22 protein-coding genes are annotated in these 24,712 nt (G+C 66.4%); 9 read left to right on the forward strand and 13 right to left on the reverse strand.

Annotated elements, in window-relative coordinates:
- Positions 1–2: 2 nt before the first annotated feature.
- From SK1NUM_RS13735 to SK1NUM_RS13770, 8 genes are all read right to left on the reverse strand, one after another.
- Positions 3–6,023 carry an Ig-like domain-containing protein gene (locus SK1NUM_RS13735; protein ID WP_212323286.1) on the reverse strand — a complete coding sequence of 2,007 codons (6,021 nt, stop codon included), beginning with the start codon at positions 6,021–6,023 and terminating at the stop codon, positions 3–5.
- Between the two features lie 194 nt (positions 6,024–6,217).
- A complete protein-coding gene (locus SK1NUM_RS13740) occupies positions 6,218–7,114 on the reverse strand; it encodes a 1,4-dihydroxy-2-naphthoyl-CoA synthase (RefSeq protein ID WP_212323288.1) in 897 nt (298 codons plus the stop codon).
- A gap of 62 nt (positions 7,115–7,176) precedes the next feature.
- Positions 7,177–7,908, reverse strand: a complete 732-nt coding sequence (locus SK1NUM_RS13745) for a glycerophosphodiester phosphodiesterase (RefSeq protein ID WP_212323291.1) — start codon at positions 7,906–7,908, stop codon at positions 7,177–7,179.
- 52 nt (positions 7,909–7,960) lie between these two features.
- Complete coding sequence (locus tag SK1NUM_RS13750) at positions 7,961–8,377, reverse strand: helix-turn-helix transcriptional regulator (protein ID WP_223927626.1); 417 nt, start codon at positions 8,375–8,377, stop codon at positions 7,961–7,963.
- Positions 8,289–9,374 carry a sensor histidine kinase gene (locus SK1NUM_RS13755; protein ID WP_223927627.1) on the reverse strand — a complete coding sequence of 362 codons (1,086 nt, stop codon included), beginning with the start codon at positions 9,372–9,374 and terminating at the stop codon, positions 8,289–8,291. The genes SK1NUM_RS13750 and SK1NUM_RS13755 overlap by 89 nt, the downstream gene beginning before the upstream one ends.
- A gap of 1 nt (position 9,375) precedes the next feature.
- Positions 9,376–10,164: an ABC-2 family transporter permease gene (locus tag SK1NUM_RS13760; protein WP_212323295.1), complete on the reverse strand. Its 789-nt coding sequence runs from the start codon at positions 10,162–10,164 to the stop codon at positions 9,376–9,378.
- Positions 10,161–10,952 carry an ABC transporter permease gene (locus SK1NUM_RS13765; RefSeq protein WP_212323305.1) on the reverse strand — a complete coding sequence of 264 codons (792 nt, stop codon included), beginning with the start codon at positions 10,950–10,952 and terminating at the stop codon, positions 10,161–10,163. Before SK1NUM_RS13765 ends, SK1NUM_RS13760 begins: the two co-directional genes overlap by 4 nt.
- On the reverse strand, positions 10,952–11,920 hold the full coding sequence (locus SK1NUM_RS13770) for an ABC transporter ATP-binding protein (RefSeq protein WP_223927629.1): 969 nt from the start codon (positions 11,918–11,920) through the stop codon (positions 10,952–10,954). Before SK1NUM_RS13770 ends, SK1NUM_RS13765 begins: the two co-directional genes overlap by 1 nt.
- Positions 11,921–12,138: 218 nt before the next feature.
- Between SK1NUM_RS13770 and SK1NUM_RS13775 the strand changes: the two genes are divergently transcribed.
- Positions 12,139–12,900, forward strand: a complete 762-nt coding sequence (locus SK1NUM_RS13775) for an SDR family NAD(P)-dependent oxidoreductase (protein WP_212323310.1) — start codon at positions 12,139–12,141, stop codon at positions 12,898–12,900.
- Positions 12,901–13,071: 171 nt separating this feature from the next.
- Here the strand turns inward: SK1NUM_RS13775 and SK1NUM_RS13780 are convergent, their stop codons facing one another.
- From SK1NUM_RS13780 to SK1NUM_RS13790, 3 genes are all read right to left on the reverse strand, one after another.
- Positions 13,072–13,473, reverse strand: a complete 402-nt coding sequence (locus tag SK1NUM_RS13780) for a hypothetical protein (RefSeq protein WP_212323313.1) — start codon at positions 13,471–13,473, stop codon at positions 13,072–13,074.
- Positions 13,474–13,663: 190 nt separating this feature from the next.
- Positions 13,664–14,098 carry a type II toxin-antitoxin system VapC family toxin gene (locus SK1NUM_RS13785; RefSeq protein ID WP_212323315.1) on the reverse strand — a complete coding sequence of 145 codons (435 nt, stop codon included), beginning with the start codon at positions 14,096–14,098 and terminating at the stop codon, positions 13,664–13,666.
- A complete protein-coding gene (locus SK1NUM_RS13790; RefSeq protein ID WP_212323317.1) occupies positions 14,095–14,316 on the reverse strand; it encodes a hypothetical protein in 222 nt (73 codons plus the stop codon). Before SK1NUM_RS13790 ends, SK1NUM_RS13785 begins: the two co-directional genes overlap by 4 nt.
- A 219-nt stretch (positions 14,317–14,535) precedes the next feature.
- Here SK1NUM_RS13790 and SK1NUM_RS13795 point away from each other — a divergent pair, with 219 nt between their 5' ends.
- Positions 14,536–14,766, forward strand: a complete 231-nt coding sequence (locus SK1NUM_RS13795) for a type II toxin-antitoxin system Phd/YefM family antitoxin (RefSeq protein WP_212323321.1) — start codon at positions 14,536–14,538, stop codon at positions 14,764–14,766.
- 253 nt (positions 14,767–15,019) lie between these two features.
- Here SK1NUM_RS13795 and SK1NUM_RS13800 read toward each other — a convergent pair whose 3' ends face one another.
- Positions 15,020–15,511 (reverse strand): hypothetical protein, encoded by a 492-nt coding sequence (locus tag SK1NUM_RS13800; protein ID WP_212323324.1) that lies wholly within the window; start codon positions 15,509–15,511, stop codon positions 15,020–15,022.
- On the opposite strand from SK1NUM_RS13800, the gene SK1NUM_RS13805 reads away from it, so the two are divergent.
- The 7 genes from SK1NUM_RS13805 to SK1NUM_RS13835 all read left to right on the forward strand — a co-directional run bounded on the left by SK1NUM_RS13805 (position 15,495) and on the right by SK1NUM_RS13835 (position 22,824).
- Positions 15,495–15,854 (forward strand): CAP domain-containing protein, encoded by a 360-nt coding sequence (locus tag SK1NUM_RS13805; RefSeq protein WP_212323326.1) that lies wholly within the window; start codon positions 15,495–15,497, stop codon positions 15,852–15,854. The two genes, SK1NUM_RS13800 and SK1NUM_RS13805, sit on opposite strands and share 17 nt — an antisense overlap.
- Before the next feature lie 79 nt (positions 15,855–15,933).
- Positions 15,934–16,647, forward strand: a complete 714-nt coding sequence (locus tag SK1NUM_RS13810; RefSeq protein WP_223927631.1) for a response regulator transcription factor — start codon at positions 15,934–15,936, stop codon at positions 16,645–16,647.
- Positions 16,644–17,894: a HAMP domain-containing sensor histidine kinase gene (locus SK1NUM_RS13815; RefSeq protein ID WP_212323328.1), complete on the forward strand. Its 1,251-nt coding sequence runs from the start codon at positions 16,644–16,646 to the stop codon at positions 17,892–17,894. Before SK1NUM_RS13810 ends, SK1NUM_RS13815 begins: the two co-directional genes overlap by 4 nt.
- A 241-nt stretch (positions 17,895–18,135) precedes the next feature.
- The gene (locus SK1NUM_RS13820) at positions 18,136–18,897 is read left to right on the forward strand and encodes an ABC transporter ATP-binding protein (protein ID WP_212323338.1); all 762 of its coding nucleotides are present in this window, start codon (positions 18,136–18,138) and stop codon (positions 18,895–18,897) included.
- 2 nt (positions 18,898–18,899) lie between these two features.
- The gene (locus SK1NUM_RS13825; RefSeq protein WP_212323339.1) at positions 18,900–21,182 is read left to right on the forward strand and encodes an ABC transporter permease; all 2,283 of its coding nucleotides are present in this window, start codon (positions 18,900–18,902) and stop codon (positions 21,180–21,182) included.
- A 75-nt stretch (positions 21,183–21,257) separates the two neighbouring features.
- A complete protein-coding gene (locus SK1NUM_RS13830; protein WP_212323340.1) occupies positions 21,258–21,569 on the forward strand; it encodes a ribbon-helix-helix domain-containing protein in 312 nt (103 codons plus the stop codon).
- A gap of 4 nt (positions 21,570–21,573) precedes the next feature.
- On the forward strand, positions 21,574–22,824 hold the full coding sequence (locus SK1NUM_RS13835; protein WP_212323341.1) for an ATP-binding protein: 1,251 nt from the start codon (positions 21,574–21,576) through the stop codon (positions 22,822–22,824).
- A gap of 12 nt (positions 22,825–22,836) precedes the next feature.
- Here SK1NUM_RS13835 and SK1NUM_RS13840 read toward each other — a convergent pair whose 3' ends face one another.
- Complete coding sequence (locus tag SK1NUM_RS13840) at positions 22,837–24,630, reverse strand: ABC transporter ATP-binding protein (protein ID WP_212323342.1); 1,794 nt, start codon at positions 24,628–24,630, stop codon at positions 22,837–22,839.
- Positions 24,631–24,712 lie beyond the last annotated feature (82 nt).

Consider the following 24,712-nt stretch of genomic DNA (forward strand, 5'->3'; position numbering starts at 1 on the left):
TTTCACTGCTGCTTGCATTGGCTGGTGATGTCATTTCCCGCAGGGAACCTGGTGTCTATGAACCACTGCTCGAACCGGCCCTGGAAGTAGCCATTCTGATCGACATTGAGGCGGCCTGAGCTCGTGTATCCGTTGTAGCTGATGGTGCAGACCACAGCAGAGTTCGGCTTCCAGTAGTCCAGCCGCACGTGGAACTGGTCACACGATGCGAAACTGCACGGCTCCCCCGAGCCGAGGGGCGGGCCGTGCAAGTCGGCGGCCTTGGGCGCAGGCCAGCTGGAATTGCACTTCTGAGTGCTGGCGCTCTGCCCCTCTGAGTTGGTTGCCGTGACCGTGATGCAGGCCTGCGTGCCGAAGTCGACGTCCTGCCCGCCGCCGCCGCCGCTGCCAGCGCTACTGCGCTCCCCCGTGGAGGTGGTGATGGTCGACGGCCGGCCGCCGGAGTTGGGGTCGTGGCTCCAGCTGTAGTTGACGCGCCGGTAGGTGCCCTCGGCGCTGACAACCGGTGCCTCAGGCGGCGCATAGGCGTTGACGGTGGCGGTCGCGGAATCACCCTCCGCGGTCTCACCGTTCACCGTCGCGATGGCCGTCAGGTTCACTGCGACGTCCCGGCCGTTGACGAACGCCCCGTTGGTGACGGTCTCCCCGTTGCCCACGACACCGGATGCGCCGCCCGCCGACCAGCGGTAGCGGATCTCGCCAGCCCTGGCGCCCTTGCCGTCCGCGCCGGAGAAGGAGAACCTGACCTGATTCGAGACGCCGGTGGGCGTGAGCGAGAACCCGGTCGGCGCGCCCGGCGGCTGGAAGGCCCGCACCGCATTCGACGCGGATGACCAGTCGCTCCATAGCCCGGACTTGTTGCTGGAGCGCACCTGGAAGGTCTTGTCCTCGGAGCTGACGCTCATGGTGACGGTGGTGCTGGTGGCAGGTCCGGAGTATTTCACCTCTCCGGAGCCGGATTCCCGCAGCTCGTAGACGAAGCTGCGGTCGCCATTGGCGTCACCGGGGGCTCCCCAGCTGACGGTGGCGCTGGGCGCAGCTCCAGAGGCCTTGTTCTTGTTGACGGTGGGCGCACCCTGCCCGGTGGGTGCGCCTGCCGGGATCTCAGGGGCCGAATAGTCGCTCCACAAGTATTCGGACTCGCGAGCGACATTGCCCTCCGCGTAGCGGTTGAGTGCCTGGATGCGGAACCGGTATGCGGTGCCGTTGCTGAGGCCCGTCGCCTGCCACGCGGTGTCCGCTGTGGTGAACTCGGTCTGCCCGTTGATACCTGGGCTGACCTGGATCTTGTACTGGGTCACCGGAGATCCCCCGTCGGGGACGGTGGTTGCGGGCCAGCTGAGATCGATCACCCGGTCGCCGAACTTCGTGGTGGGGACTGCGGGCTGGTTGGGTTTGGCGTCGGGCCGGGCCGTGGCCGGCGCAGAGGGATCCGACGTGCCTGCCTCCGTGACCGCCGAGACGGTGAAGCTGTAGTCGACATTGTTCTGCAGGCCTGTGACGCGGCAATTCGTCACCGCCGGACAGTTCTGGGAGCCACCGTTCCAGTTGACCACGAAACTCTGTAGGGCACCGCCGTTCAGGTCGCCCTGCGTCCACGCCAGCTCCACGGTGCCGGAGACATCCGACTTGGCGGTCAGGTTGCTGGGCGGCTGAGGTTTGTCCTTGACGGTGATGGAGACCTGGCCTGTGACCTGCCGTGACGCATCGCCAGTGGCATCCTGCGCGACATAGGTGACGACGACGCTGCCGACCGCGCCAGGGGTGGCGGTCAGCTCCATCCCGGACGCGGCGACGGTGGCAGTGCCCTGGGTGACCTGCGGATCGAGGATGGTGACCTGACCGCCCTGATCGGCGAATGGGTTGGTGATCGCCTGGGCCAGGTCGAACGTCTTGGACTGGCCCACCCGTCCATCCGGCTCGGTCAGTTCGGTGGTGGTGATCAGCGGGCGGGTGGAGGTCACCACGCTGAGCGGGATGCTCATCTGCAGGGGGTCTGTGCTGCCGTCGTGGACTTGGACGACGGCGGTTCCAGACGTCCCCGTGGGCACACCGGACTTCGCGGAGACCTGCATCTGCTGCCCGGTGACGGTGACGTCGAACTGGTCGGTGGGGGCCGAAAGCAGCTGGTAGGTCATCCGTTCGTTGTCGCCTTCGTCGGGGTCGTCGACCATGTCCTTCAGCGCGACATCGATGGGGGCCTCACCAGGCGCGACCTCAACGGGGGTGGGGCGCAGCACAGGCGGGGTCGCACCGGAGCTGATGACTTCGATGGGCAGGGTGAGGGTGGCACGTAGGCCGTTCGGATCATCAGGATCGGCGCCATCGTAGACCCCGAAGGTGACGGAGGTCGGCCCGTTGAACGATGGGTCGGGGGTGAACTCGATCATGGTGTCGCTGACGACTTTGAGACCCTGGTCTGGGCCGCCGGTCCACGCCCCGGAGGCTGCGGTGACGGAGTCAGCTGAGGTCACCTTGGCGACGTGGTCGGGGCGGGTGAGAACATACTTCGACAGGTCGATCTGCAGGGTCTCGCCGCTTTTGGCCTGGGCAGGCAGCTGGTCTGGGTCGAGGGTTGGTGGCAGGTGCCGGGTGCCGGGCACGAAGATCGCGGCCTGTGCCGTGTTCCCGTCCTTGTCCCTGATGGTGTAGAGCACGACCTGCGGATCCTCGGCGACCGGCACGACGACGTTGCCTCCCCCGGTGACTCGGGCCGGTTCTGCCACGGAGACGGTCAGGTCGTCGCGGGCGCCGTCGGGGTCCTCGTCGTTCTCCAGGACGGGGACCTCCACCTCACGGTTGCGGAAGACATCGGCCATGGGGACCCTGTCATCAGCGGCGACCGGCGGCAGCAGCGGCGCGTTCTGGTCGACCAGGACGGTGGCATACCCGGTGACGGGGGCGCCGCCCTTGTCGGTGATGTCGTAGGAGAGCTGGTAGCTGCCCTCTTTTTCCGGGGCGACGACCCGGACGTCCTGGCCGACCACCTCCAGGTCCGTCTGCCAGGAGCCGAGGGAACGAGCAGAGCCGTTCACGATGCTGATGGTGTCGCCGTCGGGGTCGACGTCGTTCTTGGTGACGGGCAGGTCGAAGCGCTGGCCGGGGCGGACCTTGATCTGGTCCGGTACCGCCACGGGCAGCTGGTTGCTGTCCGGCGGGGGAATCACGCCGACCCGGATCTTGCCCTCCCCGATGTCCCCGAACCGGTCCCTGACCTGATAGGTGAAGGTATCGGTTCCGCTGGCTCCGCGCGGGGCCTTGTAGGTGAGGTAGCCGCCCTTGACCTGCGCCCGGCCGAGAGTGGGGCCGGTGGAGCCGCCTTCGATGAGCTCGACTGAGTCGCCGTCGGGATCCACGCCGTCCAGCGGCACCGCAATGTCCACCTCGGAGTCCGAGAACACGCGGGCGGTGACGGGCACCGGGTTGGGTTTCTGGTTCCCGGCGTCGAGGCCCCGCACCGTCACGCTGATCTTGGCGCTGGCGCGGTTCCCGGCGGCGTCGGTGGTGGTGTAGACGAGGTTCACCGCGCCCGGGGTCTGACCTGCTTTGAAGCGCACCAGGTTTCCGGAGACGAACGCTTGGCCGATGTCCGGGTCGCGCACCTCGACGTCAGGGGCGACGCTCAGGTCGAGGTCCGTCGGCGAGTAGTCATTGTCCAATACGGGGATGGTGACGATGTCCCCGGCCCGCACCGTCGCCTGGTCATCGACGGCGACCGGCGGCTGGTTGGTGGCCTTAGGAGGCTGGGGCAGCACCAGCACCGTCGCCGACGCCGTCTCGGCCCCGTTGGAGACGGAGTACGTGAAGCTGCAGGACTCCTGGAGACCTGCGGGCGCGGAGAGACGCAGCGACGAGTGGTCGATGACCTCGGCGTTCAGGCCCGTGCAGTTGCCCATGGACAGCGATCGCACCGCGAGCACCCCGCCCGCCGGGTCGGAGTCATTCTCCAAGACGTTGACGACGGTGGAGGAGCTCTCCGGAAGCAGCGCTAGGTCATTCTCGGCGCTCGGAGTCTTGGATGCGGTGGCCGGGTCGAGGACGTCAATCCGGATGCGGCTCTCTGCCGTGTTGGGGCCGTCGGAGACCTTGTAGGTGATCTCGTGGGTGCCAGCGCGGGTGGAGCTGAACAGCGCCGTCGCCTGCTCGAAGTCGGGCTGCAAGGTCTCGTCGGAGGCGGGCTGGCCCAGCTCGGAGAGCTGCAGCGGCTCCCCGTTGGGGTCGGAGTCGTTGCTCAGGGGCCTCAGCACCACTTCCTCACCGAGGTTGACGACATAGTGGTCGGCGTTGGCTATCGGCGGCAGATTCGTGGCCCCGGACGCGACCTGCACCTGCAGCTCACCGGACGCTTCTTGTTTGCCGTCGGAGACGGTGAGCTGCACCTTGCGGGCCCCAGGTCCGCCGGTGCCGTTGTCCCGCAGGGACAGGTAGCCGTCCTGCCGGAAGGTCACCTGCATGCCATCGTCGCCGACGGCGTTGACCAGGTAGAGGGGGTCGCCGTCGGGATCCACCCAGTCAGGCAGCGCCGAATATTCGACGGAGGCCTGCTCCGACATGCTGACGGTGCTGTCGCGTTTCTTCTCAGGAGGCGAGTTCTCCCCCGCCGACCGGGGTGTGACGGTGACGGTGGCGGTGTTGGAGAGGTCCTGGCCGTCGAAGGCCTGGTAGGTGAAGGTCACCGGTGCGGTCTGCCCAGGAGGCAGGAAGATCTGCGCGGAACGGCCGTTGCGACCGGAGGTGACCTGCACTCCCTCTGGGATGTCTCCCAGCTTCACGGTCAGCACATCGCCGTCGGCGTCGATGTCATTGAGCAGCACGGGGAGGCTGGTGGATGTGCCGGGGCGGGCCCCGAACTCGTCATCGGTGGCGACGGGCGGCACCTGGTCCTGGTTCTCGACGGACTGCTCATGCCGGACCTCGTCGTCGGATTCCTCCTCGGTTTCCTTCTTCTGCTCCTGCACCTGGGATCTGACGAGTTCCCAGTTGCTGACGATCTTCATGCCCTCGTTGGGCAGGTAGACGTTGCCTGCAGCGTCATTGATGACGACGATGTCGCGGTTGGTGCGAAAGACAGGCGTCTTGGCTGCGGCGAGGGTGTCATTGACGGCGTTCAGGTCGTCGCCATCACCTGCGCAGTCGCGGACGTAGGCGCCGGAGCCGCCCCAGGCGCCGTAGACACAGCCTGCGACGTCCGCGGGGGCGGCCGGTTCTCCCTGAGGGACATCGGTGGTTTTCGGGGAGCCACCACCCAGGGGGACGGTGATGAGCGCGCTGGGGGTGGCGATGCTGACCTGGCCGCCAGTGCGGCTGGGCAGCTGGGCGCGGGCGGTGCCGTCGGCCTGGGGGACGTCGATGGATCTGCCGGTGGTGCGCACCCGGCCCGCGCCGACGGCCACGATCTCATCTCCTGCCACGGTGAGCTGGGTGTCGGAGGTGATCCCGCCGTCGAGGCGCCCGGCGTCCTCGGTGGTGAAGTGGTGGTCGCGGGAGGTGACTCGGGTAACGGCGCCGGCGGCATCGACGATGAACCCCACGCCGCCGCGGCCGGCGGTCACGCGCGGCTGTTGCAGGTCCTCGGCCACCGGTGTAGCGGAGGCGGTGTTGAAGGAGGCGAAATCCTCCAGGGTGGTGGCCCAGACCTTGCCCCCGGCGGTGTCGGCGATCAGGACGGTGTCGTCGCCCTGGACCACCGTCATGTCCCCGACGGAGACGCGGGAGTTGAGAAGCAGCGATGCGGTGGTGATGGTGGCGGCCGCGGAGCCCTGCGAGTCGTGCAGCAGGACGCGGTTGCCCTCCTGGCTGACGTCGAACTGGTGGGAGGCGGGGTCGAGGCCGCCGTCGAGGGTCCGGGACTGATAGTTGAGATGCCCGACGAGGCCTTCGGCGGGGTTGGTGACCCAGACGCCGCCGTCGTGGAGATCCACCTCGGTGGCTGGCACTCCCTGATGGACCAGCGCGAATCCGGTCAGCGACGCCAGCAGCAGACCGACGATACCTGTCTCGATGCGGCGTCGTGTGAACAGCAAGTCAACTCCCCCGTAACAGTTATCGTCTGGTCGGATCAGTTCGGAATCATAACCTCTGGGGCAGCGGGCAGCAGCGTCACGACCATGGGGCGGGGACCCCATGAGCCACCCCAACCCACTATCTGCCGTAGTGGAAACAGGTTGGGGATGCCTGCGCGGTGTCCTCTGCCTCAGTATCAGGAGTAGCAGTGGCTTCAGTAGTAGTAGGGGAAATCCGACCAGTCGGGGGCGCGGTGCTGCAGGAACGCGTCGCGGCCCTCTACCGCCTCGTCGGTCATGTAGGCCAGGCGGGTCGCCTCGCCGAGCAGCACCTGCTGGCCGACCAAGCCGTCGTCGACCAGGTTGAAGGAGTATTTCAGCATCCGCTGCGCCGTCGGGGACTTCGCGCAGATCTTCGCCGCCCACTCCAGGCCTGTCTCCTCCAGGTCGGCGTGGGGCACCACCTTGTTGACCATGCCCATCTCACGGGCCTCCTGGGCGTCGTGGACGTCGCCGAGGAAGAAGATCTGGCGCGCGAACTTCTGCCCCACCTGGCGGGCCAGGTAGGCCGACCCGAAACCGCCGTCGAACGATCCGACGTCAGCGTCGGTCTGCTTGAAGCGGGCGTGCTCGGCGGAGGCGATGCTCAGGTCGGCGACGACGTGGAGGGAGTGGCCACCACCCGCGGCCCAGCCGTTGACGAGCGCGATCACGACCTTCGGCATGAATCGGATGAGGCGCTGCGCCTCCAGGATGTGCAGGCGGGCGAGCCGGGCTTTGTCGACGGTGCCTGCGGACTCGCCGTCGGCGTACTGGTAGCCGGCCCGGCCGCGGATGCGCTGGTCGCCGCCGGAGCAGAATGCCCAGCCGCCGTCCTTGGGGCTCGGGCCGTTGCCGGTGAGCAGCACGCACCCGACGTCGGAGCTGGTGCGGGCGTGGTCGAGGGCGGCGATCAGCTCGTCGACGGTGTGCGGCCGGAAGGCGTTGCGCACCTCGGGCCGGTTGAACGCGATCCGCACGGCAGCGACGTCGCGGGCGCGGTGGTAGGTGATGTCGGTGAAACCGAAGCCGGGGACCTCGTCCCACCGCTCAGGCCTGAACGGATTGGTCATGGCCCACCAGCCTAGTGGGAGCCGCCCTGTCTGGAGGAGGTGCCGTCCTGCCGGTCTCAGTCTCAGAGATAGGGGCGTTCCAGGGCGCGGCGGGCCCGGTCGGGAAGGTTCGTGAAGATGGCGTCGACCCCCAGGGCCGCGAGGGCCCGGATGTCCTCGTTCTTGTCGACCGTCCACACGTTCACCCCGATCCCGGCCTCGTGGCACAGCCACATGTAGTTCGGCTGCTGGAGCGCGTAGAAGTGCGGGTGCAGGTAGCGGGCGCCGAAGAGATGGGCGTACTTCCACGGGTCGTAGAGGCCGTCGGAGTACAGCAGGGCCAGGTTCTCCGCCGGGACGGCGTCGCGCAGGTTCGCCAGGGAGAAGTGGTTGAAGGAGGAGAACAGCACCCGGTCGAGCAGCCCCGCCTCCTGGACGATGTCGAGGGCCTCGCTCTCCATGCCGGGGTAGAGCTCGACGGAGTTCTTCAACTCGATGTTGATGCGCAGCCCGGTGGGGCCGAGCAGGTCGAGGGCCTCCCGCAGTGTCGGGATCTGCACCTTGCGGTGCCCGACGAAGCCGTTGCTGAAGTTGCACAGCCGCAGCTGCTCCAGCGTCAGGTCCACCACCCTCCCGAACCCGTTCGAGGTGCGGTTGATGGTCTCGTCGTGAATGACGACGAGCTGCCCGTCGCTGGTGCGCTGGACGTCGAACTCGACGCCGTCCGCCCCCATCTCGATGGCCTGCTCGAAAGCCGGAATGGTGTTCTCAGGAGCGTAAGCCGATGCTCCGCGGTGAGCCCAGATCGCTGTCATGCCTCCTCCTTGGCTGCAATGGTAATACCAATGTTCAGCGGAGGCCGGCTGTTCAGCGAAGGTCGGCATCACGGGCGAGGATCACCAAACCCACCCGGTCGCGGCGGCCGAGCTTGGTCAGCAGCCGGCTGATGTAGGTTTTCACGCTCGACGGGGCCAGGTGCTGGGTTTCGGCAATCTCGGCGTTCGTCAAGCCCCGTCCGACGGCGACCAGCACCTCCAGCTCTCGTTCGCTGAGCCGCCTCAGAAGCGCCCTGGCCGCTGCCTGGCGTTCGTCCAGCCGGGGTTGCGGCTGCTGGTTCAGGACGCTGCGAGCCAGGAGTTCGCGGGTGATACGCGGGGCCAGCACCCACTGGTCGCCGGCAGGACCTGCGTAAAACTCACCGCCCGCCTCGGCGATGCGGCGCGCTATGCCGGCCAGGCCCCGGCCACCCCCGGAGGGCGGCGCCGCGGTGGGGGGGCAGACCACTGGCCACCCGCACCTCGGCTCCCCCCGCCGCCGCGGGAGTGACGGCGACCAGGATCTGGGAGTCGTCGGCGTAGCGCAGCGCATTGGTCAGGGCCTCCCGCACCACCGGCACCACGAGGGAATGCGCGACCTCAGGGGCGGGCCCCGCGACGACCCGGACCCTCCGGCCCGCAGCCCGGACCCGCGCGACCAGCCCGGCAACCGTGTCGTCGCCGTCGTTGCTGACCGGGGTGTCGCTGTTCAGCTGGGCAACCACGCCGCGGGTGCGGTCCAACCCCACCTGGGCGGCCTCTTGCAGCATGACGAGGGCCTCGCGGGCGGCGGCGGGGTCGTCATCGAAGGTCGCCAGCGCGCCCCGCGACAGGCTGATGACGGCGGTCAGGGCATGCCCGACGGTGTCGTGGAGATCGGTCGCGATGGACATCCGGGCCTGGGCCTGACGCTGGGAGGCATCAGCGCGCAGGTCGTGGTCGCGGGCCTGTAACCGGTCGTACCGCCACCTGATCAATAGCCCAGCGGATGCCCCGGCCAGCAGCATGAAGGCCATGGAGAAATAGCCTCCACTGACCCGGCCCCCAGGCGCCGCGAGCCAGCTCCCGGCCAGCACCGCCGCCTGCAGCAGCACGGTGGCCACCACCGCCGCGGGGAGACGGCCGGCCCGCACGATGCTGTACTGCACCATGACCGCCGGGACCATGACGAGAAAAGCACCAGTCAGCACCGCCTCGGCGAGCGCAGCGACGATCACCAGCCCCACCGCGGCCTCCGGGTACCGGCGTCGCAGAGCCACCGCCACTAGCCCGGCGGCCGCGCAGATGATCTCCCACGGCAGCAACCCCAGGGAGAGGTGCTGGGTCAGCGGCAGCCGCCAGACCATGACCGTCAGGTACAGCGCTACGAACCCGCACCAGAAGCCGTCGACCAGGCGGGGATTGTGCTCCCAGCCCTCGATCCGGGCCTCGAAAGGAGTGCGCCGCGTCCGGATGTCGCTGCTCACCTCACGCCTCCATTCGTGCCGCACGCCGCCTGGCAACACCATAGAGTGCGATCACCCATGCCAGCCCGATCCCGGCCCAGCCCGCCATGTCTAAGAAGGAGAAGAGCTCGTCGCCACCCTTCGCCACCATCGCATTCACCGGCAACGCGAACGGCATGAGCCAGGAGAGCCCCGGAACCACAACCCGGATCGCCATGGCCAGGATCGACCCCAGCAGTCCGGCGGCCGCTAGCCCTGAGAATTCACGAATCCACAGCCCAGCCGCGGTGATGACAGATCCGACGGCCCAGTAGCAGGGCACCGACGCCAGGGGGCGACCCACGATCACCGCGAGTCCACCGTCCGCGAGCAGGTCCTGTCCGAAGCCCATCACCACGATGGCTCCGATGATCATGCTGGAAAACACCAGCGCCGTGACCGCGGCACGCTCCAGGTTGCGCAGAACCTGGGCACGTAACAGCACCCCGGCTCGGTCCAGCGACCGGGCACGCTGCCAGCTGCGGGCTTTCTGCGCGCGGGCTGCGTCGACGGCCGCGAACATCGCCAGCCCCGCGGGCAGGAAAACCATGGCGGGCAGCTGGACGCCGTTGATCAGCACGGCCTGCCAGGTCGTTTGCTGTTCGGCATAGATCTCCTGGTTGTACTGGTAGTTCCAGCACCCGGACAGTGCGCCCAGGAGGCCGAACAGGGCAGCGGTGGCGGCCACGGGCAGCAGGGAGATCTTGCGGCGTTCCCACTGCCAGGCACGCATGGTCAGGTGACGGGGCCGGGTGATGGTTGCTTGAGTCATGAGAGTTCCTTGGGTTTGGTGACGAACCAGATGGCGGCGGCGGTCCAGGCCGCGGCCAGGACGATCAGGGCTATGACGTCGAAGACGCCGGTCGGGGTGGTCAGCAGCTGCAGGGCGGCGGCTGCGGTCCCGGTGGAGTAGGCGGTGGCGGGCTCCAGCGGGGAGGCACCGACGGTCAGGCTCCAGGGCGTCAGCCACCCGGCCTCGGGGATGCGCAGCGGTTCAAGTGCCGTTGTCAGGAATGCCCCGGCCACGCTGACGATCAGCCCGATGGGACGGTCGGGGAATCGCATGGCCAGCGCCAGCTGCACGGCAGCGACGGCGACGGACCCCAGCAGGAGCACGGCCAGGCAGCGGGCCGCCGTCGCGGGCAGTTCCGGACTGGACGGCATCCCGGTGGCGACGCCGAAACCAACCACGACCGCGACGAGCAGCACACAGCACAGGGCTGCTAGGGCATTCAGGATCAGCAGCTTCGCCACGAACCGCTGCCGTAGCGACTGGCCCAGCGCGTCGAAGACCTGCCCCATGCGCTCCTGATGGTCGACGGCAGCCAGCCGGGCTGCGATCACGGCGACAAAGAGCGGGGAGAACACCCAAGACATGACCATCCCGTCGAGCAGGGCGAAGTCGGTCGCGGCGAACTGCCCGCTCTTGGCTGCCCGGGCCCGGACCAGGAAGAGCGTCCACACGATCCACAGTCCCAGGATGCCGGCGGTGAACAGGATGATCCGGCCCCGCCGCTGCTTGCGCAATTCAAGTTTCAGGGGAAGTGCTGCTGCGCTCATCAGACCATCACCTGCTCCCGGTGGGAGGTGTCCTGGAGGCGCAGGCCCACGGGGACGGTTGCGGCGGCCGGGACAGCCGTCTCAGTCAGGGACAGGAAGATCTGCTCCAGCGACCGCCTACGATGCTCGACGCGAGTGACCTGATGTCCCGCACGTGCCAGCGCTGCGACGCCGTCGGCCACGACCGGGTCGGGCAGGTGGCTGGAGATCAGCTCGCCTCTCTCGACCCGGGTGCGGATGCCACGCTGAGCCAGGACGCCGGCGGCGCCGGACAGGTCGGAGGTGCGGAACACCATGCGTCCCTCATCACGGAGCCGCGAAAGGGGACCCTGATAGCGCAGCACACCATCCTTGATGATGCCTACGTCGTCGGCCATCTGCTCGATCTCGCTCAGGATGTGGCTTGAGACCAGCACGGTGATGCCGTGCTCGCGGGTCAGGCGGACGATCAGGTTCCGGATCTCGACGACTCCCGCCGGGTCGAGTCCGTTGGTGGGCTCGTCGAGCAGCAGCAGGCGCGGCCCACCGACCAGCGCGATCGCGATGCCGAGCCGCTGCTTCATACCCAGCGAGTACTGGCCGGCGCGGCGGTCGGCGGCGTGAGCGAGGTCCACGGTCTCCAGGACCCATTGGACGGCGCTCGCGGGTGCGCCGAGATAGTCAGCGACGAGAGAGACGTTCTCCCGGCCAGTCAGGCGGGGAACGAAGGCGGGGCCCTCGATGAGGGAACCGATGCGCGGCAGGATCTCCGATGCGTTGTGGATGAGGTCGCGGCCGAGGATCTCGATGCTGCCTGCGGTGGGCCGGGTCAGGCCGAGTAGCAGTTTGAAGGTGGTGGACTTCCCGGCCCCGTTGGGTCCGAGGAAGCCGTAGACGCGGCCCTGCGTGACTTCAAGGCCGATTTGGTTGACGACGGTCTGGTCTCCGTAACGCTTGGTCAGCCCAAAGGTGCGGATCAACATGTTCATGCTCTTCATCGAACCGCCGTTGAATCCACGAAACAGTCCTCCACGGATGACACTTGAAAGCCACCCGCCAGCACACCAGGACAGCCGACGCTTTGCGGGGGCGGGCGCGCCCGAGGCGCCGAATATCTGTGGGTCCAGGAGACCCATGTCTTTGAGCTGGGTGGTTGGTCTTTGGGCTGGGTGGTTCACTGGTGGTCCCGACCGGAAGGACACCTGTCATGGCACGAATTTTCATCACCGGTTCGACGGAGGGACTGGGCAGAAACGCCGCCGAGGAGCTCCTCGACGCGGGACACGACGTCGTCGTGCATGCCCGCAACCAGCAGCGCGCCGCCGCACTCGACGACCTTGTCGCCCGCGGCGCCGACCTCGTGGTCGGCGACCTCGCCCAGGCTGAAGAGGTCAAAGAGCTGGCGGAGGCGGTGAACAGCCTCGGACGGATGGACGCGGTGATCCACAACGCGGGTGCCGCCAACAACCCGAAATCAACACACCCGGGGAACCCGAAGGCGCTGCTTCCGGTCAATGTCGTGGCCCCATACCTGCTAACCGCGCTGATTGAGCGGCCCAGCCGCCTGGTGTACCTGAGCAGCGGCATGCACCTGAGTGGGCAGCCCGGTCTCAGCGGCATCGACTGGTCGGGGGAACGCGAAACCCGCACCTACGCCGACAGCAAACTCCTGCTCACCACACTTGTCTTCCACATCGCCCGCCTGTGGCCTCACGTGCTGAGCAACGCCGTCTGCCCCGGCTGGGTGCCCACCCGCATGGGCGGACCCGCCGCCACGGACGACCTCACCCTCGGCCACAAGACCCAGACCTGGCTGGCAGTGAGCGACGATCCCGAAGCCCAGGTCAGCGGGGAATACTGGCACCACCAGCAGCGACAGGACCCCCACCCCGCCACCCGCGACCCAAAACTTCAGCAGGAACTCGCCGCCGCCCTCGCCGACCACGCCGGAGTTCCTCTGAAACCCTGAGCCGACGGTTCACTGGCCTTCACCCGTTCCGCTGGTCCTAACCCGGTTTTGCTGACCCTAACCCGGTTTTGCTGGCCCTAACCCGGTTTTGCTGGCCTTATTGCTGTTTGCTGGCCTCACAGCACAGGCAAACGCAAACAAGGCCAGCAAAATGACATTAAGGCCAGCACATCACCGATTGGCCTCGAAAGGCCACGACGCCGCCGGATCCGCCGGGTCTGCATCGACATTCCGGAAATTCAGCTGTTCGGTCTCAAGCGGACGCGACCGGCGTACCTGCCGCAGGCCCGCCTCAACACCGTCCAGTGAGCCCATGATCGTGACAGGTCGCCGTGAGTGGCGCTGGGAGAGGATCCAGCCATCTGTCTCCTCCATAGCCTCCAAGACCATGTCATAGCGTGATATCAGGTCGGCGACCACATGGTCATGGTCGTAGGACAGCCGATGATGGGCAGAGAGGCCGGCAACCGAACCTCTCACCAGGACAGCATCGGGCACAATTTCCTGGAGCCGTGCCGCTGACGTCAGGATCTGCTCCATGCCGGAATCGACTGACGGACGCGGAACACTCATAGACCGAGGGGGTTATTCACGAGCGCCTTGAGAGAATACAAAATCCTTTGTCAGAGCCCAGTCGCCTAAGGTCGTGAATAACGCCCTGATTTTGTCAGATCAGATAAATAAGAATGCTTCCAGGGCGATGCGATACATACTCCCCGCTCCCCGGCATAACAGCACTCGGACACGGGCAAGGCCGGCAGATCTAGGTTTGCGTGAGCGGGTTCCGGGTTTTCAGACTGGGGAAGGGCGAGTAGTCGCGATCCGCGGTCAACAGTTCTGTGACGCCGTGCCCCAGGCAGATGGCCGCGATCCTGGCTTCGTGCAGTCTCGCCCCGGTCATTCCAGGGCCGCCGAAACCCCTGAGGGTCCGCAGATAGTCGGACGTCTCCCCTAGGAGAAGGGCCTTGGGCAGTAAGGTCAGCTGCTCTATCGCGTCCAGGGCGACATCCAGCAGGGACGGTGGGTCGTAGATGCGGGGGTGCGTGGTCACCGCCAGGAACTCAGAAACGCAGGGCCAGGGGATGCCGAACACTCCCGGCGCGTCCGTCAGCTCTTGAATGACCCGGAGGGCGGCCGTATGGTGCGGGCTGTCCTCACGGTGCGCGTATACCAGGATGTTGGTGTCGAGTGCGATCATTGCCCGTAAGCCACCTCGATGATCTGATTCGCCGCGACCTTGAGTCCCATTCCACCGGTTGTTGCCCACGTGAACGCCAGCACCGAGCTGGCGTCACGGCGAGCCAGCTCCGCCTCCAAACCAGCAACGATCAAGTCAGCCATGGTCACGCCTTCAGCCGCCGCGTAGCGTTTGGCGCGCATCAATAACGCAGCGGGCAACTCCAGCGTCGTCTTCATGCCCTGAGGTTACATCGCCGGGACAGCCCGGTTTCCTCAAACCGGTAAATCCATTGGCTTGCAGTCGCGACCAGATCGAAGGTACGGTCCAGCGCCAGCTCGGTTGCGTTGGGACAGACATTCTTGTTCATTCAAGCATTGCCTAGCTTTCACCATCACAGCCAGCATATGGCCATGTAGACCTGATCAACTTAGCCACCCGCTGGTACTCTAAGAAGGATGAGCATCCAGATCAACGTGGCTGACGCCAAGGCGAGGCTCTCAGAGCTCCTCACCAGGGTAGAGAAGGGCGAGCAGATCACATTGGCGCGCGCCGGACGACCCATCGCCACGTTGAACCCCGTGGAAAATGCACCAAAACGCATCCTCGGACAGCACCCTGAATTCGCGATCCCACGCGACGAGCTCCTGGCCCCGATGAGCGAAGCCGAGCTGGCCGAGTGGGAGTGAGCCCAGACAGATCGTAAAATACGAACGCATTGGCCTGGATGCTCGCGGTCCAGGCGATCAGGCGCAGCTATCACCTGGTCAGCGCCAACCCGGTGTTCAGCCAGCTCCCAGGACTCCAGCTGCTCCCCAACTGATCATTGATCTGGATCAACGTTTCGTCGCCGATGCCCTTCGGGCAGCGCCGTGTTGCTTGCCTGCCGGCTCCTGAGCAGGCTATGTTCCTGAACCTAACCTTAAGATAAACTTTAAATAGTTAAGGATTCCGGATGCGGATGCCCAAGCAACGAGGCCTAGCGATCGCCGCCACCACCCTAGCCCTGGCTGGTTGCGGTGCGAATATCAATTCAACGGAGGGAGGCCTGCCGGTTTCAGCTCTCCCGGCGCCACCTTCAGTTTCGTCGGCCTCCCCGGCACCCAGCCTCGATACCACCCCGACCATAGATGTGACCATAGATGTAACGCCGACGCCGTCAGAAAGTCCGACGCCCTCAGAAAGCCCCACCCCCATGGAGAGTCCAACGCCGAGCGTGGAACCGACTCCCAGTCCCAGTCCGACACCGAGCGAGGAGCCTTCTGCCACGCGGTCACCGAAGGCCAGCAGGAAGTCCAGGCAGGCCACTAATTCCCCCACCTCCACCGGGAAGAGCCCGGAGCGGTCGGCCCCGGCCGAGGTCAAGGCCCCGCCGCAGGAGGCTCCCCAGGAGAGAGACAACAGCTCCGCCAATAAAGTGCTGAACCTGGTCAACCAGCAACGCTCCGCCGCCGGCTGTGGACCGCTGACCCTCGACAACCGGCTGAACCAGGCGGCCACCGCCCACTCCCAGGACATGAGCCAGAACAACTATTTCGCGCACAACTCCCAGGACGGCCGCGACCCGTTCCAGCGGATGCGTGATGCCGGTTACCCGTCGCCGGGGGCCGAGAACATAGCCCAGGGCTATGCCGACGAGCAGGCGGTGGTCGACGGCTGGATGAACAGCCCAGGCCACCGGGCCAACATCCTCAACTGCAACCTGCACACCATGGGCCTCGGCACCGCGTCCTCACCCGCGAAGGGAATCTACTGGACGCAGACCTTCGGCTTCTAACCTCACCCCGGCGCCTACGGCAGGTCCTCGCTGGCCTGCCGTAGGTTGTTCTCAGCAGGTCTGAGGACGAGGAGGGGCCATGCCTGAGTACCCGACACCCATAACCGGCCTCCCACCGGGGCGGGTGGATGTGCTGATCGTCGAGGATGAGCGGGAGCTCGCCGAGGCCACCGCTGAATACCTCGATGCCATGGGGATCAGCAGCCATCACGAACCGACGGCGGAGGCCGCTCTTGACGTCCTGAGCCGCCGGGAGGCGGGGGTGGTCCTGCTGGATGTGAACCTGCCAGGCGACAGCGGGTTCGCGTTCTGCCGGCAGCTGCGGCAGGCCTCACAGGTCCCGGTCATCTTCATCAGCGCCCGCGGCAGCGAGGACGACCAGGTGCTCGCCCTGAGCGTCGGCGGCGATGACTACATCATCAAGCCCTTCTCGCTAGCCGTACTGGCCGCCAAGATCAGCCGCATGCTGAGCAGGTCCGGTCAACACACCGCCGGGTTCGACGATGGGAGGCTACGGGTCGACGACGAGGCGGGACGGGTTTGGCTGCATGACCGGGAACTTAGGCTGCCGACCATGGAGGACCGCCTGCTACGACACCTGGTGCGCCACCGCGGCCGCGTCGTCACGAAGCAGGAGCTGTTCGACGAGGTCTGGGGCGAGCCGTTTACCTCGGACGGGACGCTGACGGTTCACATCCGTCGGCTGCGGCGGCGGATCGAGCCGGACCCCGAACGCCCCACCTATCTCAAGACCGTGTGGGGACGAGGCTATCTGTTCGAGGACACCAGGTGAGACGGGGCTTTGGCATCGGCATCGTAGTGGTCGCGGTGGTAGGCATCGTTGTCACGTGGTGGCTGGCCAGCCGTCCGACGCCCACCCCTCAGACCGCCGAGTTCAACGACATCGCCCAGACGCTGGCGGAGCATTGGCCCAGTATCCACGAGGAGGACTTCGCCCGCTCGCCGGTTCCCTTCCTGGTCATCGGCGAGGACGGGACACCACTCTTCAGACGCGGTGACATCCCGGCCAGCACGCTGCAGGCGGCTGGAGCCGGTTCTCCCAGCCTGCCCGTGCTGGTCTCGGGCCGCTGGGTGGCACAGGTGTACTTCCCCAACATCCCCGCCGGGGACTACGCGGCCCGGCAACACCTGACCGCCTGGGCTGTCACCGGCGCGATCGCAGCGGTGACGCTGCTCGCCACCGCTCACACCTGGTGGCTGCGGCGCCGGGTGGTGCTTCCGTTCCGGCGGCTGGAACGGTTCGCGGCCGACGTCGCGGCGGGCGATCTCGACGCTCCCCTACAGGTGGATGCCGGAAATGTGTTCGGAGCCTGGAGTGAGAGCTTCGACGTCATGCGGCGCGAGCTGGCAGCCGCCCGCACCCAGGCTGCTGCCGCCGAGGAGTCCAAGAGGCAGCTGGTGGCCCAGATCAGTCACGACATCCGCACACCGCTAGCATCCATCAAGGCGACGGCGGAGGTGTTGGGCCTCAAAGAGACGGACCCCTCACGGCTGGAGCGCCTCGGCGTCATCGACTCCAAGGTGGCCCAGTTGCAGTCCCTGGTGGCCGACCTCGCGACTGCCGGCACCGCCTCGCGCCCCAGCCTGGAGATCAGGCCCGAGGTGGTGACCGGCAGCGAAATCGCCACGTGGGTGAGCCACGCCGGCTCCGCGTACGGCGTCACCGTCGGGCCCATCCCGGACTGCCTGGTCGAGGTCGATCCCGGCAGGATGCAGCAGGTCTTCGACAACATCCTCACCAACGCTACAAAATACGCTCGTACGGCCGTCACCGTCACCGCCCGGCTCGACGCCGACGTGCTGTGCATCGATGTGCAGGACGAGGGGCCGGGGCTGCCTGCTGCAGAGGTGCAGGCGGTCTTCGATCACCGGTTCCGCGGCTCGAACTCCGCCGGGATTCCCGGCGAGGGGCTGGGTCTTCACACCTGCGCCCAGCTGATGGACGCGATGGGCGGCTCGATCTCGGCGAGCGGGGATCCCGGTTTCCGCATCCGCCTCGGCCTGCCGCTGGCACGCTGAGGCTGATCTCGCGAGCCGTCATGCCGCCGGGTTCTCCAACCCCAGGCGCGTGCATGGCAGAAGTCCACCTCGCTCACAGCATGATCCAGGAGCATTCCACCCCGGAACCGCTTTCCACTGACGGATCTCCAGCGCACGCCACCAGGACCACCGCAAGACCCGCACAGTTAAGACTTTGTTAGGGAACCGGAAAGGCTCTGGTCAGGACTATGTCCGTAACGTCGGGGACGGAAAGGACTTCATGGCCATGAACCCCATCATCGAGACCTCGAAGCTGTCGAAGACGTTCTCCGTCGGTGGCACGCAGCAGCACGTCCTGGTGAATCTCGACCTGAGGATCGAGGCCGGTGATTTCACCGTCATCATGGGCCCCTCGGGGTCCGGTAAGTCGACGCTGCTGTATACGCTCTCCGGCATGGACCGCCCCAGCCTGGGCCGGATCCGCTTCCTGGGCACCGACATCACCGGCTACAGCGAGAACCGACTGGCCCGCTTCCGCCGCAGCCACTGCGGTTTCGTCTTCCAGCAGATCCACCTGCTGGACTCGCTGTCGGTGTTCGACAACCTCATGGTGCTCGGCCTGCTGGTCGGCCGGAACCGGCGGGCCGTCGCCGAGCGGGCCCGGCAGCTGCTGACTCTCGTCGGACTCTTCGAACAGGACTACCGCAAGTTCCCCAGTATGCTCTCAGGCGGCGAGGCCCAGCGGGTCGGAATCGCGCGTGCACTGATCAACTCGCCCGCGGTGTGCTTCGCCGACGAGCCCACCGGACAGCTGAACCACGACAACACCGACCGGGTCCTGAATCTGCTGACCGGTATCCACCGGGATGGGCAAAGCATCGTGTTAGTCACCCACGACCCGCACGTGGCGGCGCGCGGCAGTCGAGTGCTCTACCTGCGCGACGGCGGCGTCGTCGATGAGCTCGTCCTGGGACGTTATCAGGGCGACGACCACGCCAGGAGCCAGCACCTCAACGGCTTCCTGACCAAGATGGGGTGGTGAGGATGCGACCGGCGCTCCTACTCACTGTGCGCAATCTCCGCAGGCGTCCTGGTCAGCTGGCGGTGCTCTTCATCCTAGTGCTGACCACCTCCGCCATGGCCTACCTGGGCTTGGTCGTGTCCACGGACTACGGCAGCTACTTCGACCGTCTCGCCAGCGAGACGGACGCCCCAGCCGCGCTGGTCTCCCTTCCTAAGGAGGAAGCCGGACAGGTCACAGAGCTGCTACAGGCCGACGGCCGGGTCACCGACGTCCGCGCCATGGCGGTCAAGTCCGGGAATCCACAGATCAGGTTGAACGGCCTAGAGGCCAATACGCCCGTCTTGTTCTTCGACATGGCAGCCCCTCCCGAACTGGGCAAGATCCGGATCCTCTCTGAGAGTGTCTCCCCGGTGCCGAACCCGGTCTGGGTGCCGCGGATGCTCGCCACCCAAGGCAGCTATCACCTCGGCGACGAGCTGACGCTGAAAAGTCCAGAGGGTAAGGCGACTTTCCACATCCAGGGATTCTTCGAGAGCATCTACGGCAGTTCGACCTCCAGCTTCCTCTTCCTCGGGCTCAGCCATGCGGGTTTCACCGGTTTCGATGCTCCGGGATACCAGGACTCGACGTGTCTCCAGGTGCAGGGACCAGACGGCAGGGCGGTTCGGGAGGCATTGTCAGCGACCACGGACGGCAAGAACACCCAGACCAACGACTCCCTAGACAGCTGGCGCAACGGCACCCTGATGGCCCCCATGATGTTTGTGGTCCTGATCGTCGCGCTGGCGATACTGCTGGGCGCGGTGATGGTGGTCCTGGTCCGGTTCGTGGTGCGCAACGTGGTTGCCGCAGAACTCGGCGTCATCGGGACGCTACGAGCAGGAGGTTTCACCACTGGCGGGGTCATCTGGCAGCTCATGCTGACGTTCGGCTTGGTGGCGGCGCTGGCCTCGGGCATCGGGACAGCGGCCAGCTCGGTCCTGTTCGCTCCAGTGGAGGAGATCCTCAACATCCAGACCGGTCTGGCCTGGAGAGCCCACCTGGACCCGGCACTGATGGCCGTGGTGCTGGGACTCCTCGTCGTCGTGTTCGCACTCGCGGCCGGGGGCAGCGCCGTACGGCTGCGACGGGTCAGCACGGTGGAAGCGCTACGCGGCGGGACACGCACGCACACATTCAAGAGGACCTGGCTGCCCTTGGACTCCACACCCGGGCCGCTATCCATGCTGCTCGGCGTCAAGGCGGCAATCCAGCAGATAGGACAGAACCTGGCGTTGGCGACAACCTGCCTGGTGTTGTCCTTCGCCTCGGTGTTCACCCTGACGCTGGCAGCCAACCTGACCCCGCAGCGCGTCGTCAACATGCTGATCGGCGACTTTCCCGAGGTCATGATCACCGCTCGGGACGATGTAGACGCAGCGGCTCTCAGCGACGAGGCTGGGAAGGTCCCGGGTGTGTCGAAGGCATTCTGTGAGACTGTGGTCACCCTGAAGACCGACCGGGGAAGCATCAGGTTCGACGTGCTCGACGACCCCGCGGTCTTGCGCTACACCCCGGTCGCTGAGGGCCGGCTACCCATCCATGCCAACGAGGTTGCGGTCAGCAGAGGGGTGGCGCGGCGGCTGGGGCTGTCCGTGGGCGATGTCTATGCCGTCGCAGCCGGCGGGCAGCAGACCGAATACCTGGTCACCGGCCTGACGTCGCCCCGGGAGGGTGTGATGGTGACCGCCGAGGGCTTCAAGGTCCTCTCCCCCGCCTTCAGACAGCGGACGATCAACATCTACACCGCCGAGGGCGCCGATGTGGGCAGCGTCATGGACGCTCTGAGCGCGGCGGTGGGGTCGCGGAGTGCCGTCATCTTCAATAACAAGGACTCCGTCGGCTCCCGGCTGGGTTCCTATCTCGGGATGTTGTCGATAGCGGCGGGCGCTGCGGTCGCGGTAACCGTCTGCGTGGTGTCGCTGGTGATGCTGCTGGTCACGGCGACGATGATCGCACGAACCCGTCGTGAGCTGGGTGTCAAGAAGGCCCTCGGGTTCACGCGGTCGGATCTGACCCGCCAGGTGCTGTGGTCTTACCTACCCACGGTCGCCGTCGCAAGCCTCACTGGAGCGGTCCTGGCAGCGTGGTGCGCGTACCTGGCCGGAACCCTACTGGGCGGTGGAACGGCAGCCGACCTGCGAGTCTCCCCCGCGGTCGTCCTCGGCGGACCAGCCCTCATAGTGGTCCTGGCCTGGGCCATCACCTGGCTTGCGACGCTGAGGATCGGAAGCATCAGCGCCCGGGCCCTGATCACCGAGTAGGCCGGGCGGGGCTTGCGGCTCCTCTCAGTAGCCAACATCCCGGCCGTGAAACACCCGTATCCTTTGGGCATAGTCATGAGGATCGTGGTAAGTCTGCCGGACGATCAGGTGAACTGGCTTTGCCATGTGGTCAGAAGGGGCAGGTCGGCGTCGGTATCGGTTTTCATCAGCGATGCCATCGCTCGCGCCGAACGGGAAGACAGCCTCGCGGAACTACTGGATGACCTCGACCAGGAATTGGACCCAGTCAGTCAGGACGACGTGGCTTGGACCAACGAAGCCCTGGGCGGTTGCCGAACGGCTCTGCCAGACGAGCAGCCAGCCGACAAATGGAAGAGTTCCGATGCCGGAAATGGAAGAGTTCGTGGGCCGGAAACGGTAGAGTAAGGGGATGGATTATCTTCCGCGGACCCTCGACCAGGAGCTTGACGAGCTGCTGCCTGCGGCGTCTGCCATCGCGATCGACGGCCCCAAAGGCGTGGGCAAGACGGACACCGCCCTCCGACGGGCCAAGACGACATGGTTCCTGGACAACCCAGCTCAGCGTGAGATCGCCCGCGCCGACTTCGACCTCGTCTCAGCTCCACCCGGGACGCTGTTGCTTGATGAGTGGCAGAAGCTTCCGCAGGTGTGGGACTCCGTGCGTCGGCAGGTCGATGCGGGCGCGTCACCGGGAAGGTTCCTCCTGACAGGCTCAGCCACACCAGCCGATCCGACAGGCACGCACAGTGGGGCTGGCCGCATCCTGTCACTGCGGATGCGCCCGATGGGCCTCCACGAACGCGGACGGACAGAGCCCACCGTCTCTCTCAGTGAGTTGCTGGCGGGCAGGGGGCAGAAGGTTGAGGGCCACACCGGCTTCAGCCTGCGTGACTACGCCGATGCCATCGTCGACAGCGGCTTCCCCGGCATCATGAACTCCGTACCACGGCTGAGGCGGAGCATGCTGGACGCCTATTTACAACGGATCATCGACCGCGACCTCCCCGAGCAGGGATACAGCGTGCGACGCCCGGAGACGCTCCGCCGATGGCTGAGCGCCTACGCAGCGGCTTCGTCGACGACCACCAGCTATTCACGCCTCCTAGCCGCCACCACTGGCGGGGACGGTGGCCAGCCTGCGAAAGAGACGACGATCGCTTACCGAGACCATCTCTCGCAGCTCTGGCTACTCGACCCGGTCCCTGGTTGGATCCCCGCCAACAATCCCATCCGGCGGCTTCAGCAGGCCCCGAAGCACCAGCTCGCCGACCCCGCACTGGCGGCCCGGCTCCTAGACCTGTCAGCCGGTGCGCTACTGGGCCAGGCGGGAGCCCACATGGCGGGCCCGTTGTTTGAGTCCCTCGTCAGCCTGGGGGTCCGTGTCGCCGCACAGGCCGCAGAGGCAAAGGTCTTCCATCTGAGAACTTCTGGAGGAGACCGGGAGATCGACCTGATCGTGCAGGGGCCGGAGGGGCAGCTCCTCGGCATCGAGGTCAAACTGGCACCTGAGATCACAGACTCGTCTGTGCGGCATCTCCGCTGGCTACGAGAACAGCTTCCCAGCCGGGTGGCCGATCTCATGGTGGTGACCACCGGGCCGACGGCCTACCGGCGTCCAGACGGCATCGCCGTCATACCCCTGGCGCTGCTGGGCGCGTGACCTGGCTGGCGCTCAATGCGTGATGTCGTAGCGCAGCAGTTTCGCCTTGTCGGCTTTGCGAGTGGAGCCCTGCAGGGCCAGCAGCTCGGCATAGATGCCGCCGGTGGTGGCCAGCTCGGCGGGTGAGCCGATCTCGTCGATCCGCCCGTCCCGCAGCGTCACGATCCGGTCCACCGACGAGATCGTGGACAGCCGGTGCGCGATGATCAGCGTGGTCCGGCCCTCCATCAGCTCGTCGAGACCGGCCTGGACGGCGCGCTCGGCTTTAGTGTCTAGGGAACTGGTGGCCTCGTCGAGAATCAGGATGGGAGCGTCCTTCAGCAGGGCCCGGGCGACGGAGATCCGCTGCTTCTGCCCGCCGGAGAGCTTGATGCCCCGCTCCCCGATCTCGGTGTCGAGGCCATCCTTCAGCTTGCCGGTGAACCCGGCGGCGTTCGCGCGACGGACGGCCTCCGCCAGCTCCTGATCAGTGGCGTCGCGCCCGTAAGCGAGGTTCTCGCGGATGGTGCCGCTGAACAGGGAGGCATCCTGGAACACGGCCCCGATCTCGCGGCGCAGCACCGTCACGGGGATCTCGCCGATGGGTTCGCCGTAGACGCGGATCTGTCCGGAGGTGACCGGGTAGAGCTTCATGATGAGGTTCACCAGAGTGGTTTTCCCGCCACCGGACTCGCCGACGAACGCTACCCGCTCGCCGCGGCTGATCACCAGGGTGATGTCGTCGAGGACCAGGCTGGTGTCCTCGCTGTAGCGGAAGCTCACGTGGTCCAGCTCGATGGCGGGGCCGGTCTGCGCCCATACGTGCTGGATATCGCCGGCCTCCAGGGCGTTGCGCGGCTCGTCGGCCTGGTCCATGACCGTGAAGTACTCGCGGCTACCGGCGATGGCGCGCTGGCTGGTGTCGACGAGCCAGCTCATCGATGCGACGGGCTCGCGGGCCATGTTGACCAGCTGAATCAGCAGGATCATGACGCCAACGCTGTAGGTGCCCTGCGCGGTCTGCACGAAGATGATGGCGTAGATGGCGAAGAACACCACGTCCAGGACCGCCCGCCGAGCGGTGTCCATACGGTGCCAGAACCGCGACTGGGCGCTGGTGGTGGCGATGGTGCCGTCGTAGAGCCGCGAGAACCGCTCGTACTCGCTGCGCTCGGCCAGGAAGGACTTGACCACCCGCATCTGGCCGATGACCTCCGCAAACCGGCCGCCCGCGGAGTCGTAGGCGGCGTTCTTGGCGTGCTCCCACTCCTGCCAGCGCCTCGACGTCAGCGTCGTTAGCCACACGAACGCCGGGTAGATCACGATTAGGAGCACCGCCAGCCACGGCGAGTAAACCACCGCGATCACCAGCACCGCCCCGATGGTCAGCAGCAGCGGGAAGAATGCGTTGGCGAACTCTTTCAGGAAGTCGCTGATGGCGGTAATCGACCGGTTGAGCCGGGAGATGATGGTGCCGGTCAGCTCGTCGTCGTAGTAGCGCAGGGGCAGGCGCAGCAGCTTGTCGAAGTAGCGCTGCGACAGGATCACCCGGAGCCGGGCGGCCAGCACGTCACCCCAGTAGCCGGTGATGTTCGTCAGAACGGAGTTCGCCAGGCTAACCGCCAGCAGCGCCACGGCCAGCCACAACAGCCCGCCGACCGTCCCGGGGCCACCCTGCACCATGCCGATGACGGTGTCCGTGGCACGGGCGATGATGAACGGCATCAGCAACGTGGTGGCGGAGATCGCGACCGCACCACACACCACACCGACGTACAGCGGCCACAGCTGCCGGGCCGCAATCAGGATCCTGCCGATTCCCCGCACAGGTCGCACTCTAGTTCTTGCCGGGCCGCCATGCCCTCCTGATACCTTTAACACCAAAGACGTGACATATAACAAAGGAGTT

Source organism: Arachnia rubra (genome assembly GCF_019973735.1).
GTDB lineage: Bacteria > Actinomycetota > Actinomycetes > Propionibacteriales > Propionibacteriaceae > Arachnia > Arachnia rubra.